The sequence below is a fragment of the Streptomyces sp. 4N509B genome (assembly GCF_052245655.1).
Classification (GTDB): domain Bacteria; phylum Actinomycetota; class Actinomycetes; order Streptomycetales; family Streptomycetaceae; genus Streptomyces.
This window is the reverse complement of the sequence record NZ_JBQQBZ010000008.1, coordinates 14,623-31,864: the sequence shown is the minus strand read 5'-3', so window position 1 is coordinate 31,864 and position 17,242 is coordinate 14,623. Positions and strand designations below refer to the sequence as shown.

At 72.9% G+C, this 17,242-nt stretch carries 18 protein-coding genes; 7 read left to right on the top strand and 11 right to left on the bottom strand.

Going from position 1 to position 17,242, the window contains the following annotated elements:
• Positions 1-10: 10 nt before the first annotated feature.
• The 4 genes from ACTWP5_RS10735 to ACTWP5_RS10720 all read right to left on the bottom strand — a co-directional run bounded on the left by ACTWP5_RS10735 (position 11) and on the right by ACTWP5_RS10720 (position 3,616).
• Positions 11-997, bottom strand: a complete 987-nt coding sequence (locus ACTWP5_RS10735) for a sigma-70 family RNA polymerase sigma factor (RefSeq protein WP_443220604.1) — start codon at positions 995-997, stop codon at positions 11-13.
• A gap of 219 nt (positions 998-1,216) precedes the next feature.
• Positions 1,217-2,260, bottom strand: coding sequence for a TIGR03086 family metal-binding protein (locus ACTWP5_RS10730; RefSeq protein ID WP_443220603.1), 1,044 nt, complete (start codon positions 2,258-2,260; stop codon positions 1,217-1,219).
• 13 nt (positions 2,261-2,273) lie between these two features.
• Positions 2,274-2,636, bottom strand: coding sequence for an ArsR/SmtB family transcription factor (locus ACTWP5_RS10725; RefSeq protein ID WP_443220602.1), 363 nt, complete (start codon positions 2,634-2,636; stop codon positions 2,274-2,276).
• Positions 2,637-2,827: 191 nt separating this feature from the next.
• Complete coding sequence (locus ACTWP5_RS10720; protein WP_443220601.1) at positions 2,828-3,616, bottom strand: ABC transporter permease; 789 nt, start codon at positions 3,614-3,616, stop codon at positions 2,828-2,830.
• Positions 3,617-3,931: 315 nt separating this feature from the next.
• Here ACTWP5_RS10720 and ACTWP5_RS10715 point away from each other — a divergent pair, with 315 nt between their 5' ends.
• Positions 3,932-4,897, top strand: a complete 966-nt coding sequence (locus ACTWP5_RS10715; RefSeq protein ID WP_443220600.1) for a sugar phosphate isomerase/epimerase family protein — start codon at positions 3,932-3,934, stop codon at positions 4,895-4,897.
• A gap of 129 nt (positions 4,898-5,026) precedes the next feature.
• Positions 5,027-7,171 carry a PQQ-dependent sugar dehydrogenase gene (locus ACTWP5_RS10710; protein WP_443220599.1) on the top strand — a complete coding sequence of 715 codons (2,145 nt, stop codon included), beginning with the start codon at positions 5,027-5,029 and terminating at the stop codon, positions 7,169-7,171.
• A gap of 201 nt (positions 7,172-7,372) precedes the next feature.
• On the opposite strand, the gene ACTWP5_RS10705 is transcribed toward ACTWP5_RS10710, so the two are convergent.
• From ACTWP5_RS10705 to ACTWP5_RS10690, 4 genes are all read right to left on the bottom strand, one after another.
• The gene (locus ACTWP5_RS10705; RefSeq protein ID WP_443220598.1) at positions 7,373-8,398 is read right to left on the bottom strand and encodes a DNA-formamidopyrimidine glycosylase family protein; all 1,026 of its coding nucleotides are present in this window, start codon (positions 8,396-8,398) and stop codon (positions 7,373-7,375) included.
• 39 nt (positions 8,399-8,437) lie between these two features.
• Complete coding sequence (locus ACTWP5_RS10700; protein WP_443220597.1) at positions 8,438-9,829, bottom strand: glycoside hydrolase family 6 protein; 1,392 nt, start codon at positions 9,827-9,829, stop codon at positions 8,438-8,440.
• A 249-nt stretch (positions 9,830-10,078) separates the two neighbouring features.
• Complete coding sequence (locus ACTWP5_RS10695; RefSeq protein WP_443220596.1) at positions 10,079-10,765, bottom strand: lytic polysaccharide monooxygenase auxiliary activity family 9 protein; 687 nt, start codon at positions 10,763-10,765, stop codon at positions 10,079-10,081.
• A gap of 483 nt (positions 10,766-11,248) precedes the next feature.
• A complete protein-coding gene (locus tag ACTWP5_RS10690) occupies positions 11,249-12,211 on the bottom strand; it encodes an arylamine N-acetyltransferase family protein (protein WP_443220595.1) in 963 nt (320 codons plus the stop codon).
• A gap of 145 nt (positions 12,212-12,356) precedes the next feature.
• Here ACTWP5_RS10690 and ACTWP5_RS10685 point away from each other — a divergent pair, with 145 nt between their 5' ends.
• From ACTWP5_RS10685 to ACTWP5_RS10675, 3 genes are all read left to right on the top strand, one after another.
• Entirely contained in the window at positions 12,357-12,896 is a 540-nt protein-coding gene (locus ACTWP5_RS10685) for a DinB family protein (RefSeq protein WP_443220594.1), read from the top strand.
• A 159-nt stretch (positions 12,897-13,055) separates the two neighbouring features.
• Positions 13,056-13,865 (top strand): SAM-dependent methyltransferase, encoded by an 810-nt coding sequence (locus ACTWP5_RS10680; RefSeq protein WP_443220593.1) that lies wholly within the window; start codon positions 13,056-13,058, stop codon positions 13,863-13,865.
• Positions 13,866-14,043: 178 nt separating this feature from the next.
• Positions 14,044-14,907 carry a helix-turn-helix domain-containing protein gene (locus ACTWP5_RS10675; protein ID WP_443220592.1) on the top strand — a complete coding sequence of 288 codons (864 nt, stop codon included), beginning with the start codon at positions 14,044-14,046 and terminating at the stop codon, positions 14,905-14,907.
• 13 nt (positions 14,908-14,920) lie between these two features.
• Here ACTWP5_RS10675 and ACTWP5_RS10670 read toward each other — a convergent pair whose 3' ends face one another.
• The 3 genes from ACTWP5_RS10670 to ACTWP5_RS10660 all read right to left on the bottom strand — a co-directional run bounded on the left by ACTWP5_RS10670 (position 14,921) and on the right by ACTWP5_RS10660 (position 16,303).
• Positions 14,921-15,139: a DUF397 domain-containing protein gene (locus tag ACTWP5_RS10670; RefSeq protein ID WP_443220753.1), complete on the bottom strand. Its 219-nt coding sequence runs from the start codon at positions 15,137-15,139 to the stop codon at positions 14,921-14,923.
• Between the two features lie 82 nt (positions 15,140-15,221).
• Positions 15,222-15,455, bottom strand: a complete 234-nt coding sequence (locus ACTWP5_RS10665; protein ID WP_443220591.1) for a DUF397 domain-containing protein — start codon at positions 15,453-15,455, stop codon at positions 15,222-15,224.
• Entirely contained in the window at positions 15,452-16,303 is an 852-nt protein-coding gene (locus ACTWP5_RS10660; RefSeq protein WP_443220590.1) for a helix-turn-helix domain-containing protein, read from the bottom strand. The genes ACTWP5_RS10665 and ACTWP5_RS10660 overlap by 4 nt, the downstream gene beginning before the upstream one ends.
• 230 nt (positions 16,304-16,533) lie before the next feature.
• Here ACTWP5_RS10660 and ACTWP5_RS10655 point away from each other — a divergent pair, with 230 nt between their 5' ends.
• The gene (locus ACTWP5_RS10655) at positions 16,534-16,719 is read left to right on the top strand and encodes a hypothetical protein (RefSeq protein ID WP_443220589.1); all 186 of its coding nucleotides are present in this window, start codon (positions 16,534-16,536) and stop codon (positions 16,717-16,719) included.
• The gene (locus ACTWP5_RS10650; RefSeq protein WP_443220588.1) at positions 16,716-17,156 is read left to right on the top strand and encodes a hypothetical protein; all 441 of its coding nucleotides are present in this window, start codon (positions 16,716-16,718) and stop codon (positions 17,154-17,156) included. The genes ACTWP5_RS10655 and ACTWP5_RS10650 overlap by 4 nt, the downstream gene beginning before the upstream one ends.
• The last annotated feature ends 86 nt before the right edge of the window (positions 17,157-17,242 follow it).

The following is a 17,242-nucleotide window of genomic DNA, read 5'->3' as shown; positions in this document are numbered from 1 at the left end:
CCGACCGACCTCACTGTGTCCTCGGCGTGTCGTCGGGGCTCGCGTCGTCCGTCACCCGCTCGCCGTCGGCGAACTCGGTGAGGTCCATACCGGCCAGGCGCTCGGGGGAGTTCACGATGTCGAGCGCGGTGACCAGCCCGCCGGTGATGGTGAAGGCGACCACCGACAGCGGTCGGCCCTCCCGGAAGGCCACGATGCCCGCGGCGCCGTTGACCAGCACCGGGCGGACGGAGTCGGCCAGCGGGGAGAAGGTCGACGCCCCGCGGGAGACGTCGTGCGCGCCCCGCACGAGCGCGGTGTCGGAGCGGAGCACGACGTCGGGGTGGAGGACCGAGACCAGCGCCTGGAGGTCGCCGCCCCTGGCGGCGGCGAGGAAGGCGTCCACCACCTCCCGCTGCCGCGCGAGGTCCGGGTCGGGCTCGGGGGCCGCGCCGCGCACCCGGCGGCGGGCGCGGCTGGCGAGCTGCCGCGCCGCGGCCGGGGTGCGGTCGACGACGGGGGCGATCTCCTCGAACGGCAGGCCGAAGGTGTCGTGGAGCACGAAGGCCAGCCGCTCGGCGGGCGAGAGGGTGTCGAGGACGACCATCAGCGCCAGGCCGACGGAGTCCGCCAGCAGCGCCTGTTGTTCGGGGTCGGGCGGGCCGTCCACGTCGCTGAGGACGGGGTCGGGCACACGGTGTGCGGGCGGTCCGGCGTGCGGGGCGTCCCCGCGCGGGTGGGCCTCCAGCGGCTGCTCGCGGCGCGCGGCGCGGGAGCGCAGCATGTCGAGGCAGACGCGGCCGACGACCGTCGTCAGCCAGCCCCCGAGGTTCCCGACGCCGGAGGTGTCGGCGCGGCTGAGGCGCAGCCACGCCTCCTGCACCGCGTCGTCGGCCTCGCTGAGCGAGCCGAGCATGCGGTAGGAGACCGCCCGCAGGTGGGAGCGGTGCTCCTCGAAGCGCCGCGCTAGGTACTCGTCGTCACGGGTTGCCTGGTCCTGAGGTCCGTGTCCGTCCACCGGTCACTCTCCTTGCTCTGGTCCGTCGGTGGGATGACGGACCGGGCCGTGCTGGTGTGACGGGAGCGGCCCTGTGGTGCCCTCGGCCCCCGGGCGCCACTCCCGACGCGAACGACGTCGCCGACCCCACGTCCCGGCGCCCGGGAGGCGCGGCCGGCGGCGCCGGTCACGAGGGTGATTCTCGCCCTGCCGCCGCCGGCCGCGCCGAGGGGCCCCTGGTCAGGGCGTGCGGCCGACGAAGGCGAGCAGACGCGTCTGCACGTCGGCGTCCTCGGGGACCTCGACCCGGGGGCCGAACTGCCCGCTCTCGCGGAGCACGCCGTCGAGTGGCTCCATCCCCTGGAGCAGCCGCGCGCACCTGCCCGGGTCGAGGGTCTCGTCCTGGCCGGTGGCGCGCGCCAGGTCCCAGGTGTGCATGAAGACGTCGGCCGTGTAGAACCGGTCGATCGCCTGGTCCAGCGGCGCCTGTCCGAGGTGCGGGTTCGACAGCTCGCGCCGCGCGGTGGCGGGGTCGTCGAGGAGGGCCTGCACCGCCTCGCTGTGGACCGTCCAGGCCGCCACCGGGTCCTCGTCGACGCTCGGCCCCTTCGGCAGGTCGACTCCGGCGCCGGTCTTCAGGAAGTCCGGGAACCACTCGACGAGGTGCCGGACGACGTCCCGGGCGGACCACCCCTCGCACGGCGCGGGGCGCTCCCACGCCCCCTCGGGCACGCCGCGGACCCGGTCGGTGAAGGCGCGCGCGACGGCCCGGTGCTCGTCGGCCGCCCCCAGGCCGCGGAGCACCACGTCGAGCCGCTCGTGGCCTTCCCGGACGCCGCCCTCCGCGCCACTGGCGAGCATCGCGTCGCGGGTGGCGAGGGAGTCCATGAGGGAGGTGACGGTCACCCGCGTGCGCGAGCCGCCGAGGTCCTCGAACACGGCCGTCTCCAGGCTGACCGTGTCCGCCGAGCCGTCGAAGGCGAAGGTCTGGACGATGCGTTCGTGGGGGCGCACCTCGTGGAACACGCCGTGGAAGCCGTACTCGGTCCCGTCGTCCGCGCGGTGCGCGTAGCGGTAGGAGCCGCCGCTCCGCGCGTCGTACCGGTCGATCCGAGCGGTGAGGTGGCGCGGGCCGAGCCACTGGATCACCAGGTCGGGGTCGGTGTACGCGCGGAAGACGCGCTCGCGGGGGGCGTCGAACTCCCGGGTGATCACGATGGTGGGAAGCGTCGGGTCGACCGCGATCCGTGTGTCGCCGGGGTGGTGGGTGGGCGTGGCGCTCATGATGCTGCTTCCTTCATGATGCTGCTTCCTTCGTCGGGGTGTCCGTCACCGGCTGCTCGTCCATCTGCTGGAGGACGGCGTCCAGACGGCTGAACCGAGCCTCCGCCTCGCGCCGGTAACGCTCGATCCACTGGGTCATCAGGTCCAGGACCTCTGCCTCGAGGTGACAGGGTCGCCGTTGGGCGTCCCTGCGGCGACTGACCAGGCCGGCGTCCTCCAGGACCCTGATGTGCTTGGACACGGCCTGCACGGTGACGTCGTACGGTGCGGCCAGTTCGTTGACCGTGGCGTCTCCGACGGCGAGCCGGGCCACGATGTCGCGCCGGGTCGGGTCGGCCAGGGCGGAGAACACCCGGGTCAGCCCGTCGTCAGGCATCTCACGCTCCCCTTCTTCAACCAGATGGTTGAAGACAAGCTACGACCCGGCACCCGGCATGGTCAACCGACTGGTTGCATAACAGTCCGTCACGAACGCGGCGAGCGTGTCCCGACGGACGAGATCCCGCGCCACGGACCCGACACCGGCGGGCGAGCACGGCCGGCGCGCACGGACCGGCGCGCGGCGGGCTACGGCACCTCGCGGTGCAGGCGGCGGCGGACGACGAGTTCGAGGGCGACGGCCACCGCGACCGACTGCGTGGCCATCAGCGCGACCAGCACGAACAGCTGCACCGCGCCCGCCTCGGTGGCCGAGGCCCCGCCCAGCAGCATGCCGACGAACGCCCCCGGCAGGGTGACCAGGCCGACCGTCCGCGTCTGGTCCAGGCCGGGGATGAGGGCGGCGGACGCCGCCGGGCGGGCGATCTCCAGGCGGGCGGCGCGCTCCTCGAAGCCGAGCGCGAGCCCCGCCTCCACCTCCCCCCTGCGGGCCGCCAGCTCCTCCAGCGCGCGGCGGCCCGCCAGCGTGGTGGCGGTGAGGGAGCCGCCGATGAGGATGCCGGCCACGGGGACCAGGGCGACGTCGTCGAGCGTGACCAGGCCGGTGGCCAGCAGCGCGAGGACGACGGGGAGCACACCGGCGGCGATGGGCGCGGCGGCCCAGACCCAGGTGGCGTTCGGGGTGATCCGTCGCCCCGCGGTGCGCGCGGCGACGAGGTACATGAGCAGCACGAAGCCGAGCAGGGCGGGGACCACGCCGGCGACCCAGCCGATGAGCCAGGAGACGGCCGCGAGTTGGAGGGCGGCGCGCAGCCCCGCCGTGAGGATGTCCCGGCTCTGGCCGCGCCCGTCGTCGCGGACCAGGTGCGCCACGGCCGCCGTGCCCACGGCGGCGAGGAGGAGGGTGGCGAGCAGCACGCCGAGCGTCGCGTTGACGGGGAGCAACGTCTCGGCGGCCCGCTGCGCGGAGGCGGACACGCCGTCATCCTAGAAGGCTGGGCGGACCGGCGGGGATGACGTGACGTCGCGTCACACGAGACTTTGAGTGAGCTCCACCGAAGTTTCGAAGACAAGTTTTGAAACTTATCTTGACGACGACCAAAGTCGTTTCTACGTTGGCTCGCAGTCCCGACGGACCACGACGTCGCACCTCGGTTCCGCTCCCGTTCGCACCGTTCCCTCATCAGCATCCGTCCCCCCGCCGCCTCGATGAGCAGCGCGTCCGCGCCCACCCCCACACAACGCCGCCCCGTGCGGCCTGTCCGCACGTTCCTTATCTCCCCAGGAGCCGCCATGTGTTACGGAATATCGGACGACCGTGCGCTCGCCGCGGCCCGCGCCCACCACGGGCCGGGCCGGCGTTCCCTGTTGCGGAGCGCGGCCGGGGGCGTGCTCGGCTCGGTCGCCCTCGTCGCCGGCGGCCTGGCCGCCGCGCCCGGGGCGCAGGCCGCGGAACGCCGCCGCCGACCCGTCCACGTGCCGCCCGGCAAGATCAGCATCCAGCTGTGGACGGTGCGCGACGCCATGGGCGGCGACATCGGCTTCGACCAGACCCTGCGCACCATCGCCGACCAGGGCTACCCCCGGGTCGAGCAGGCCCTGGGGTACTTCGGCCGCACCGCCGCCGAACTGCGCGCCTTCTACGACGAGCTGGGCCTGCGGTGCACCTCCAGCCACGACGACATCGCCGCCGACGAGGCCGCGCTGGAGACGAAGCTGACCAACGCCGCGACGCTCGGCCAGTCCTTCATGGTCGTCCCCTACCTCGCCTCCGACGACGCCGACCAGTGGCGGCGCTGGGCCGAGCAGATGAACCACGAGGCCGCCGCCGCCCGCGCCTACGGGCTGCGCTACGGCTACCACAACCACGCCCACGAGTTCACCACCGACCTCGGCGGCGGCCTGACCCCCTGGGAGATCCTCACCAGCGAACTCGACCCGCGCCTGGTCCACCTGGAGATCGACCTGTACTGGGCCGTGACCGGCGGCATCGAGAGTGGCGACGGCGTGGACGACCCCGAGGGCTTCGCGATCGACGTCATCCGCCGCGCCCCGCAGTCCGTCCTCCAGTACCACGTGAAGGACCGCGACCCGGCCACCGGCGACATGGCCGACCTCGGCACCGGGATGATCGACTTCGCGCGCGTCTTCCGGGCCCACCGCGTCCTGGAGTACATCGTCGAGAACGACACACCGGACGTCTCCCCGCTCCAGACCACGGCCGTCGGCTACGACTACCTGCGCTCGATGCGCTGCTGACGCACGACGACGCCACGACCGCGCGGCACGTCACCACGGCCCGCCACAAGCCCTCCCGCCCCACCGACGGCGCTGTCACGCCGTCCCGCTGACGCCCCACCAGGGCCCGTTCGGCACGAAAGGTCCACGATGCACCGTTCTCGCACGACCCCGCTCATACTGGCCGCCGCGGGCCTCACGCTCGCGGCGCTCCTCGCACCACCCGGAACGGCCGCCGCCCACGGCGGCCACGAGCCCGGCGAGCCGCCGGCCGACTCCGCGTTCCAGAAGGTCATCCTCAACGACACCCCGGGCGAGCCCATCGACCTCACCGTCCTCCCCGACGGCCGGGTCCTGCACACCACCCGCGCCGGCGAGGTCTGGCTCAACGACCCCGACACCGGCCTGAACACCCTCGCCGCCGAGCTGGACGTCTACCAGCACGACGAGGAGGGCCTCCAGTCCATCGCCGTCGACCCCGGCTTCGACGGCCGCGACAACCGCTGGGTCTACCTCTTCTACGCCCCGCCGCTGGACACCCCCGTGGACGACCCGGCCACCCCGGACGTCAACGAGGGCGACGCCCCCGAGACGGGCACCCCCGAGGACTTCGCGGCCTTCGAGGGCTACTCCCTGCTCTCCCGCTTCGAACTCGACGGCGACGAGCTCGACCTCGACAGCGAACAGCAGATCCTCCAGGTCGACACCGACCGCGGCCTGTGCTGCCACGTCGGCGGCGACATCGTCTTCGACAGCGACGGCAACCTCTACCTCTCCACCGGCGACGACACCAACCCGTTCGCCTCCGCCGGCTACGCCCCGATCGACGAGCGGCCGAACCGCAACCCGGCCTTCGACGCCCGCCGCACCTCGGCCAACACCAACGACCTGCGGGGCAAGGTGCTGCGCATCCACGTCGAGGAGGACGGCTCCTACACCATCCCCTCGGGCAACCTCTTCGCCCCCGGCACGCCCGACACCCGGCCCGAGATCTACCTGATGGGCCTGCGCAACCCGTTCCGCATCGAGCTCGACCCGCACACCGACGCCCTCTACGTCGCCGACTACTCGCCCGACGCCGGCGAGGCCAACCCCGACCGCGGGCCGGCGGGCCACGGCAAGTGGTTCGCCGCCACCGAGGCGGGCAACCACGGCTGGCCGTTCTGCGTCACCCCCGAGCTGCCGTACGTCGACTACGACTTCGCCACGCAGGAGTCGGGCGAGCCCTTCGACTGCGCCGCCCCGGTCAACGACTCGCCGCACAACACCGGCCTCGCCGAGCTGCCCCCGGTCGAGCAGCCCGACGTCTGGTACGGCTACGGCGAGTCCGCCGAGTTCCCCGAGCTCGGCACCGGCGGCATCGCCCCCATGGCCGGCCCCTCCTACGACTACAACCCCTTCAACCGGCTGGGCCGCACCCCCGTCGCCTGGCCGAAGCACTACGAGGGCGTGCCGCTCTTCTACGAGTGGACCCGCCACTGGATCAAGGGCATGACGCTCGACGAGGAGACCGGCGAGCTGACCGCCATCGACGACGTGCTGGGCTCCATGGAGTTCAGCGGCATCATCGACATGGAGTTCGGCCCCGACGGCGCCCTGTACATGCTGGAGTACGGCACCGGGTACTTCGCGGAGAACCCCGAGGCCAGCGTCTCCCGCCTCCAGTACATCGGCCCGAACGGCAACCACTCCCCCGAGCCCGTCGCCTCCGCCGACGTCGTCAGCGGACACGCGCCGCTGACCGTGCGGTTCTCCAGCGAGGGCACGAGCGACGCCGACGGCGACCGGCTCCGGTACGCCTGGGACTTCGACTCCGACGGCCGGATCGACTCCCGCGAGCCCAACCCCACGCACACCTACTCCGAGGACGGCGGCTACACCGCGAACCTGCGCGTGACGGACGTCGGCGGCCACCACCGGGGACGCTCCGCCTCCGCCGAGGTGAAGGTCGTCGTCGGCAACGAGACCCCGGTCGTCACCTTCGTGACCCCGACCGACGGCGACGCCTTCTCCTTCGGGGACCGGGTCGCGTTCGAGGTGGAGGTCACCGACGACCAGCCGGTGGACTGCTCGCGCGTGACCGTGACGTACATCCTCGGCCACGACAGCCACGGCCACCCGCAGACCTCGGCCTCCGGCTGCTCCGGCACGATCCAGACGACCCAGCCCGACGGGCACGACCCCGAACACGACAACCTCTTCGGGGTCTTCAACGCCTCCTACACCGACCCCGGCGAGGAGGGCGTGCCCTCCCTCACCGGAAGCGCGGAGGTGATCCTCACCCCCACCAGCTGACCGGCGCGTCCTGACCGCCACGGTGGGCTGGCCACCAGGCCAGCCCACCGTGGCCAGGATCGCGAGGGCATGCTGACCAAGGCCCGCCCGGTGAGGCATCCTGGTGCAGGAGACCGACCGACCAGCGGGCCACCGATGACCAGCTGAACGCGTAGCTCGCCCCGTAGCGGCGCGGTCAGCGCGGCGGGCGGGATCCGGCCCTCAGCAGGGGCGAGGGCCGGGTCCCGCCTGGCACGTGGCGCACCAGTACGTCGGCCGGTCACGGCCCGGATCGCGCGCCGCGCCCACGGAGAGCCGGTCGTTGACCACCCGCACCGCGTCGCCGCAGACCAGGCAGGGGCGGTCCGCCCGCCCGTAGACGTACAGCCGGGGCGCGCGAGGGCCCCTGGGGACGGGGCCCGCCGCCGCACCGGCCCTTCTGCCGGCAGCGCCCGTCGCGCCGGTCGCGGGCTCGATCGTTGTCGTGCGCATCGGCCGTTCCCTGTTGGCCTCCAGCAGCCGGCCGGCCAGCGCCACCAGCCGCTCCGGCCCGGGCACCTCGCCAACGGGCAGCCAGGGCGTCACGCCCGCCAGGAAGCAGACCTCGGCCATGTACACGTTGCCGATCCCGGCCAGAACCCGCTGGTCCAGCAGGGCCGCGCCCACCGCCCGCGCCGGGTCGGCCAGCAGCCGACGCAGCGCCTCGGCCGCGTCCCAGTCGGGGCCCAGCAGGTCAGGGCCGAGGTGGCCGACGACGCGCGCCTCGTCGCGGGTGCGCAGGAGCTCCAGCACCTGGAGGCGGTATCCGACGGCGGTCCGCCGCCCGGCGGCGGCCGACGGCGGTGCGCTGCCCGGCGGGCCGCCAGGGGGATTACCGGGCGGATCTCCCGGCGGCCCCGCCCGTCCCGGCCGCCCCACAGACGGCCCGCCCGGGTCCGCTGCCGGGTCCGCTGCCGGGTCCACGGCGAGGATCGCCCTGATCTGGTGCCCCGGTCCGCCGCTGAACCTCTCCCTGGGCCCGTACACCCGCCAGGCGCCCTCCATCCGCAGGTGCGAGTGGAGCGTCAGGCCGCCCCCGAGCCGCATCAGCAGGTGCTTGCCGCGCGGCACGACCTCCAGCACCGCCCGGCCCGTGAGGTCGACGGTGGCGAGCCTCGGCACCCGCAGGTCCGAGCGGACCACGGTGTGGCCGGCCAGTGCCTGGTGCAGCCGGCGCGCCGCCTGCCAGACGGTGTCTCCCTCGGGCATGCCCCCACCCTAGAGGTGTGTCCGCACCGTCGCGGCGGGTCAGGGCAGGGGCGGCCACGCGTGGGCGAGGAGGCCCCGGAAGTGGGCGGAGTGCCAGTCGCCGACCGGCGGCGCGTCGGGAAGGGAGCCGGACGGGTTGTTCCCGTTGGCGGTGTTGCCCGAGTACGTCGGGTCGCACAGCGGGCTGTAGCCCGTCCCCTCCTGCGGCAGCGGGATGCTCGCGCCGTCCGACTCGCCCGGCGGCTTCACCCACGCGTACGCGTCGACGCCCGGCGCGGGTACGGCGACGGGCCGCTCACCGAGGCCCGCCCCGGCCTGGTTGCACCAGTTCACGGGGTGGAGGCGGCGGTCGGTCCGGCTGGCCTCGACGTACTCCTCCGCCGTGGTGCGCGGCCCGGGTCCGGTGGGCCGGTCGGGGCCGCCCCAGCCGTTGCGGGAGGTGTCGACGAGCATGCCGATCCCCGGGTCGAAGCCCTCGGCGACCAGCGCCCGGCGCACGGCCTGGGCGTAGGGCAGCTCGTCGGCGAAGCGGTTCCCCGACAGCCAGCTGCTGCCCTCCCGCACGGGGACCCCGTCGATCAGGTCGTCGGCGGAGTAGTGCGGCTCGCGGGTGGGGGCGTGGTCGGCCACGTTGGTGGCGAAGCCGTGGACGTACCCGGGCTCGGCGCCGGCCGTGCTCGCGGCGAGGTGGAGGAGGTCGACCAGGACGCGGGCCTCCTCCTCGAACCCGAACCGGCCGCGGTTGCCCACGTCGAGGTACGGATAGACGTTCGGCAGCGGGCCGAGGCGGGACAGGGCGTAGCCCACGGCCTGAAGGTGCGTGCCACGGCCCAGGGCCTGCCGGCAGCCCTCGGTGGACTGCGGCTCGTCCAGGGCGGCGTAGGTGACGAGGTTCGGCACGGCGTCCGGCTCGACGACCGTGACGATCCGCAGGCCGGCGTAGGCCGGGTCGGCGAGGACGGCGGCGATCGGGTCGACGAACTCCTCGCGGTAGCGCGGCAGGTCGTCCAGGGAGAGCTCGCCCTCCGACCACAGCCAGTCGCAGTCGCGGCCCGGCAGGTTGTGGAGGACCAGCTGCACGAGGTCGACGCCCTGGTCGAGGGCGGCGTCGAGGTGGTCGCGCAGGCCCATCGCGCCGTCGGCGCCGTGGAGGGCGGCGACGCTGTCCAGCCAGACGAAGGTCGGCTGGTCGGCGACGGCCGCGCCGCCGGGCTCGGCCGCGGCGCGGGCGGACCACTCGGGGTTCACGTAGGTCTGGGCGCCCACGTACGGGTTGTCGACGCGCGCCGTGGGAACGGCGGCGGGGCCGGCGTCGAAGCCGGCTGTGGGTGCAGGGCTGGCGTCGGCGGTGGCGACGAGGCCGGCGGCGACGAGGGTGACGCCGCCCAGCGCGGTCGCCAGGGCACGGCGCGCGCGTCCTGTCCGTCTCACGGGACTCTCCGTCTCACGGATCGCTCGGGCGTCTCACGGACTGCTCGGACGTCTCACGGACTGCTCGGCGGACCGTCCGACTCGCTCGGGGAACCGTCCGACTCGCTCGGGACCGTCCGGCTCCGGGGTGCCGCGGCCCGGGGTCGCCGGCTCGCGCCGTCCCGGACGCGGCCCACCGGGCCCCCGCGACGAGGGCCCGGTGGGTGGTGCGGCTCACCGCATGCGGGTCACTTCAGCTGAGTCGCTCGCTCAGGTGAAGTTGACGTCGCTGCAGATGAAGTACGTCTGGTCGAGGTGCGAGGCCTGCCAGATCGTGTACACGATGTGGTGTCCCGTGCGGCCCGGGGCGCTGACGTTGAAGGAGATGTTCTGCGCCGGGGCGTACCTGCCGGTCGTGTGGACCCGCTCCAGGTCGTCCCAGCCGAGGCGCTCGGTCTTCGGGTCGAAGCCCTGCCGCGTCACGTAGACGTGGAAGTAGTCGGCGCCGTGGCTGGCCTGGTCGTAGAGCTGGACCGTGAAGTTGCTGCCGACGTTGGTGGTGGTCCAGCGACCGGGGTTGTCCAGCGAGGTGGCGAGACCGCCCTGGGCGTTACCCGCGCTGCACAGCTGCCCGTTGGGGATGTTCTGCTGGAACTGGCCGTTGAGGTTCTCGCGGAACAGGCTCATCCAGTTCCACATGGTGTTCGGGTTCGCCTGGAACGCCTGCCAGCACATGGGGTCCTGCTGCTGCATCGCAGGGTTCATGTGGTCGCTGCCCCAGCGGTCCCAGCAACCGTAGCTGCGGGAGGCGGGGTTGACGATCGAGCCGTGCGCCTCGGCGGAGTTGGTCCAGGGGCTCATGAAGAGCGCGAGCAGACCGATCACACCGGCGAACAGCGCCGCGAGCGCCCGCACCGTCCAGCGACGCGGACTTGTGACCTGTACATGACCATTCATGATGCGCGGTCTCCGTACTTCCGGAAGAGTGGGGGTTCCTTGGTGGTGCTGTGGGAGCGCTCCCAGGGCTATCGCCAGATTACCCCTGGACACGCAGAGGAAACCCTGGTCGTCCACAGGACGGTCATGGGTAACCGGCCGTTCACGCGGCCGAAGCGGTCCCGGGTGGGGCGGCGCGCACCCGGGACGATCTGGGACGTCTGACGGAACGCGACCGCGGCGTGACGGCCGTTCCGCCCGCGATCTCACGCTGCGTGAGGTCACGGAACCTTCACGCCGTGACGGCCGGGCCGGTCGTGCCCGTGACGCCCGTCGTGCCGGCCCTGCCGTGCCGGCCCTGTCGCGCCGGTCCTGCCGTGCCGGCCGGTCGGCACGGCCGCCCTCCCGGCCACGCGGCTCGGGCCGCGGACCGGGGAGAGGCGACGCCGGTCGGTACGGCGAGGGTGGCGTGGACCGCCGCCCCCGCCGTGTCGGCTGCCGCCCTCAGCCCGCGGCGGGCGTGCGAACCTCGGGGACGCGGTCCAGGCCGATGCCGAAGTGGTCGCGGTAGGCGGCCAGCACGGCGGCGTCGTCGGACAGCTCCGCCTCGGCGCGCTGACCCGCCGCGTCCGTCGTCACCAGCGTGCGCCCGCTGAGCGTGACCCGGCCGCCCGCCTCGGTGAGGCGCGAGCAGGTCACCTTACGGGTGAAGTGCGAACGCGGCGAGGTGCTGTTGTACCAGGCGCCCATCGTGAACTCCGCCAGCTCCCGTGGACGGCCTTCGAGCCGGTACTGCGGCGCGCCGTCACGCAGGACGTCGAGGTCGCCGTGGGGCAGCTCGACGAGGCGGAAGACGCCGCCCGGGTCGTGCTGCTCGGCGAGGACGTCGAGCCGCAGCGGGAGGTGTGCGAACCGCCCGAAGCCGACGTCCACCAGCCACGGGACCGGCGCGGACGCGGCACCGGAGGCGGCGCCCGGCGCGCCCTCCTCGGGCAGGTCCACGCGCAGCGCGAGATGGTCGAACGGCGGCGTGAGGCCCGCCTCGGTGTGGACGCGGGCCGCCAGCAGGGTCACCTCGTACCCGAGTGTCCGCAGCAGCGCCGCGAACGCGCCGTTCAACTCGTAGCAGAAGCCGCCGCGCCGGGCCCTGACGATCTTGTCGACCAGCGCGTCGGGCGCGAGGCGGATCTCCTCCCCGAGGTGGACGCTCAGGTTCTCGAACGGCACGGCGCACAGGTGCGCGCGGTGCAGCTCCCGCAGCGTCGCCAGGTCCGCGCGGGGTGGCCGCGCCGTGCCGAGGCGCGCGAGGTAGGCGTCCACCCGGGCCTCGTCGAGGAGCACCGGCGCCCGGCGCGGCGTCTCCGGTCCCTTGCCGCCGGGCCCCTGGTCGCTCGGCTCCCGGATCTCCGGCCCTCGGTCGTGCTGTGCGCGTGTGTCCCGTGCGCGCGTGTCGCTGGCTTCGCTCATGCCCACCATCCTTCCTCCCGTGCGGCGGAGGACCCGGGTCGTAGGGCGACGGTCGCAGGCGCCGAGAACCGGCCCAGGACCGGCCCAGGACCGCCCGAGGACCGGCCGAGGACCGGCCGAGGACCGGGCACGTAGCCTGACGCGTATGACGTCCGTCCCTGCTTCCGACCCCTCCTCGCTCCCGACCACGATCGAGCAGACGCACCCCACGGGCGGCGAACGCGAGGTGCTCGAGGCGTACCTGGACCTCCACCGCGGGATCGTGGTGCGCAAGGTCTCGGGCCTGTCGGACGCCGACGCCCGCAGGCGCCTGGTGGCCTCGGCGACGACCCCGGCCGGCATCGTCAAGCACCTCACCGGCGTCGAACGCGCGTGGTTCCAGCGCGAGCTGGCACGGCGGCCGGTCGAGGAGATCCCCCGGCCCGTCGGCGGCCAGGCCGACAGCTGGGAGGTCGGCGAGGAGGAGAGGGTGGCCGAGCTGGTCGCCACCTACGAGCGGGCGTGCGAGGAGTCGCGGCGCGTGGCGGCCGGGTTCGCGCTGGACGACGAGGTGCCCCATCCGTGGCTGGGACGCGTCTCGTTGCGCTGGATCTACGCCTGGGTGTTTGCGGAGACGGCGCGCCACGCGGGCCACGCCGACATCCTGCGGGAACAGCTCGACGGCGCCACCGGGCTCCTCGACTGAACGGCGCGGCCGCGTCCCCCCAACCCCCAGCGCCCACGAGCCGTGCGTCACCGCCGCGTTGACGGACCGTCGTGTTCCGGATCGCTTGTCGGGTACCAGTCGGTCGCATACGGTGGTTGACCTGACACCAGACCGATCGGCGCCACCCGGGGAGAACGTGTGACCGACGAGGCCAACGAGACCGTGCCCGAGCACATCGACACCTCGGTGCCGCACTCGGCCCGCATCTACAACTACTGGCTCGGAGGGAAGGACAACTACGAGGTCGACCGCGTGGCGGGCGACGCGTACGTCAAGGTCTTCCCCGGCATCATCGAGACGGCGCGCGCCTCCCGCGTCTTCCTGACGCGGGCCGTGCGGTACCTGGCGGGCGAGGCGGGCATCCGGCAGTTCCTCGACGTCGGCACCGGCCTCCCCACCGTGGACAACACGCACGAGGTCGCCCAACGCGTCGCGCCGGACGCCCACATCGTCTACGTGGACAACGACCCGCTGGTGCTCACGCACGCCCGCGCGCTGCTGACCTCCACCCCGCAGGGCGCCACGCACTACGTCGACGCCAACCTCTACGACCCCGAGCACATCCTGTCGCTGGTCGGCCGGAAGCTGGACCTGGACCGCCCCGTCGCGCTGATGCTGATGGGCATCATGGGACACGTGGCCGAGGACGAGGTGGCGCTCGACCTGGTGCGCCGCCTCCTGGCCCCGCTCCCCTCCGGGAGCTACCTCGCGCTGTACGACGGCACGAAGGACTTCAGCCCGTCCTTCGAGGAGGCCCAGCAGGGGTACGACGACACGGGCGCCGTGCCGTACAAGCTGCGCGCCGGCTCGACGATCAGGAGCTTCTTCGACGGGCTCGACCTGGTCGAGCCCGGATTCGTCACGTGCGACGCCTGGCGTCCCGAGGCGCAGCCCTTCGGTGAGACGTCGCGCGTGGACGTCCTCTGCGCGGTCGGGCGCAAGCCGTAGCCCGACCGCGAGCCCTCAGCCTCGTCACCGCGTCCCCTCTCCCCCACCCGGATCGACCCAGGCGAGTGAGTCCGACATGGCAGCCACTGACACGTCAGCGAACCGGCCGACCCACCGTGGAAACCCCGCTTTCGGCCCTTCCACCGGCCGTGGTGGGGGAGGCGGGGACGGCCGCACGGTGGGTTCGGCGCTGCCCCGGCTGGTGCTGGGGCAGCGGCTACGCGAGTTGCGGGAGGCGGCCGGCGTCAGCCGGGCGAAGGCGGCCTGGGCGATCCGCGGCTCCGAGTCGAAGATGAGCCGCCTGGAGCGTGGCCGCTGCGCCTGCAAGCCGCGCGACGTGGCCGACCTCCTCTCGCTCTACCAGGTGACGGACGAGCAGGACCGCGCCACGCTGCTGGCGTTGGCCGCGCAGGCCAACGCGCCGGTGTGGTGGCAGGAGTACGCGGACGTGATCCCGCCGTGGTTCGAGTCCTACCTGGGGATGGAGCAGGCCGCCCACGTCGTCCGCGGCTACGAGGTGCAGTTCGTGCCGGGCCTGCTCCAGACCCCCGACTACGCCCGCGCGGTGATCCAGCTGAGCCGGCCGGGACTTGGCGCCGCCGAGGGCGGCGGGCGCGCGATACGGCGCGGCGTCGAGCTGCGCATGCTGCGGCAGCGCGTCCTGCACCGGCCGAGCGACCCGGCCCGGCTGTGGATGGTGATCGACGAGGCGGTGCTGTGCCGCCCGGTGACGAACGCGGCCGCGCACCGCGCGCAGCTGCGGCACCTGCTGGAGGTGAGCGAGCAGCCGCACGTCACGGTGCAGGTGATGCCGTTCACGGCGGGCGGCCACGCGGCGGGCGGCGGCCCGCTCAGCATCGTGCGCCTCCCGGGCGGCACGTTCCCCGACGTGGTGTACCTGGAGCAGCTGAACAGTGCGGTGTACCCGTCGAAGCCGGCGGAGGTGGAGGAGTACCGGCACGTGATGAACAGCCTCTGCGTGAAGGCCGCGGAGCCCCATGCCAGCCGGGACATGATCCACCGCGTGCTGCGGGAGGTCTGAGGCCGCTTCTCCCTCAGACGGTCAGGCGCCCGTCCCGCACGGCCGCGACGAAGGCACCCCAGGCGGGTCGGGAGACGACGGTGGCACCGTTGTGGACGTGCTTGGAGTCGCGCAGGGCTATGCCACGTCGACCAGGGAGCGAGGCGACCTCGACGCACTGCCCGTTGCTTGCCGTATAAGAGCTCCGACGCCAGCGGATGCCCGCAAGATCCGCGCCGCCCGGACCGGTCATCCCACTCATCTCGAACCAACCCCTTCTCGATGCGTTCGAGTCGTGCGAGGACATCGTTCGCCACAGCGCCGCGAGCGTTCGATCAGGCCGAAAGGTGCCCGTCCCGCACGGCCGCGACGAAGGCACCCCAGGCAGCCGCGTCGAAGACGAGCGTCGAGCGCTGGCGGTCCTTCGTGTCACGGACCGCCCGCTGGCCGGTGGCGATCCGTCCCTGCTCAACACACCCGTTGTTGTTGCCGCTGTAGCTGCTCGTGCGCCAAGCGATGCCCCGCACGTCCGCTTCGGTACGCCGAAAAGCGCTGTTCGCGGGTGTCATGTCAGCTTTTCCTTGATCAGGTCGCGAAGGTACTGCCTGGACGCGGCCGGAGCGAGGGCCGCTGCCGTCAGCTCACCCCAGGTCCTGCTGTACAACGCGACGTCATGCCGTCGCTCCAGCAGCGTACCGCCGGTCAGGTGCTCCAGCCATACGACGTCGGCAGGTGGCTCCTCGCCAAGGCTGAAGATCGTGAACGGTGGCCACTGGTCGACTGGTAGCGACGCGTCCAGGGTCAACACCTGAATGCTCACGTTGGGACGTCTCGCGACGTGGAGAAGGTGGTCGATCTGCTCACGCCGCTCCTCCCGCGACCCTGGCATGCGGTGGAGCGCGGGGACGTCAATGACCGTACGCAGCCGGAAGCCCGGGTGCTGCCCCAGGAGTTCCTTCCGTCGCATCCGGGTGTCGACGAGGGCGTCGACCCGCTCCGGCTGGACGGGGGCGATCACCGCCCGCATGTACGCCTCCGTCTGGAGGAGTCCGGGGAGCACCATCGACTCGTAGGAGCGCACGAGACGCGAATCCGCTTCAAGGGTCAGGTAGTCCTTGAGCTCGTCGTGCAGCATCGGTCCTGACTGGCTCCACCAGTCGACCCTGTGGATCTCCTTGGCCAAGCGCTTGAGGTTCGCCCGCAACTGCTCGTCCCCCACGCCGTAGAGGTCGAGGAGCAGCGTCAGATCAAGCTGTCTGATGCCGCGCTTCCCCGTCTCGATCTGGCTGATCTTGGGGTGGCCACACTCCAGAGCCGCTGCGGCGTCCTGCACTTTCAGCCCTGCCTCGACGCGCAGGCGTCGCAGCTCTCCGCCGAGTCGACGGCTCCGCATCGTGGGCATGTCGCTTTGAGCCATGGGCACATGGTGGCGTGCCGGCCGCCGTGCAGGGGCAGCCAGTAGGCAAATTAGCTCTATGTGATGAACCACGTTAGGAACACTTGCCTACGCGATTTGTCGCGAGCAGCCTCTCGTAGTGACTCGGAGCACGGCCTCCGCGACAGGCCGTACGGAACTCCGAGGCGAGCGGGCGGGTGGACGAGACATCAGCGGAGGTCCGAACCACCCGGGAAGAACGGAGGAACGGGATGGCTGCGGATCCGACAGCGACAGGTACCGGCCCCAGCGGTTCGACCGACGGGCCAACGAACCGACCATCCCTCGCCGGGGAGGACGAGGCCGACGACCTGACCCGGCGCGTCGACGAGCTCAACGCGCGGATCGACGAGCACCTGGCGCTTCTCGACCGGCTGGCGAGGGGTGAGACCGCGTGACGCGCGGCGCGCGACGGCTCCTCGGGTCGGTGCGCGGCTCGTGGTGCGAGGCCACCGTGGCCGAGTTGGACCGCTCCCGCGAGTGGCTGCTCGCCGGCTACCACGCACGGGGCGCGCGTCACGCGCGGCGGTGGTTCCGCTGGCAGACCCAGCGGCTCGCCGGCCTGATCGACCCGGATCCCGATACGCCGTGGCTGCCGGAGCTCGCGCGCGTTCCCGTCGGTTCGGCCGGCCGGAGCGACGCCGCCGCCGCGTTACGCCGCTGGGCCGACGACGTCCACGAACACGCCCGGCTCACGCGGGCGGCGTCCGAGGGCTCCCTGTACGTCTTCACCGTGACCGACGACTCCCTGCGCTACACGCTCTCCCACCGGCCCCTGCACTCCGTCCCCTGCCCGAGCGCCGTGGCATCCGTGACGTCGGTCCCCCGTGCCTGATGCCGAGCCCTGCCCCCACGGCGTGGAGGGCCATGCGTGTGTCTCTTCGGACATATCCTGCTCGGGTTACAGCGATCACGTCGCCG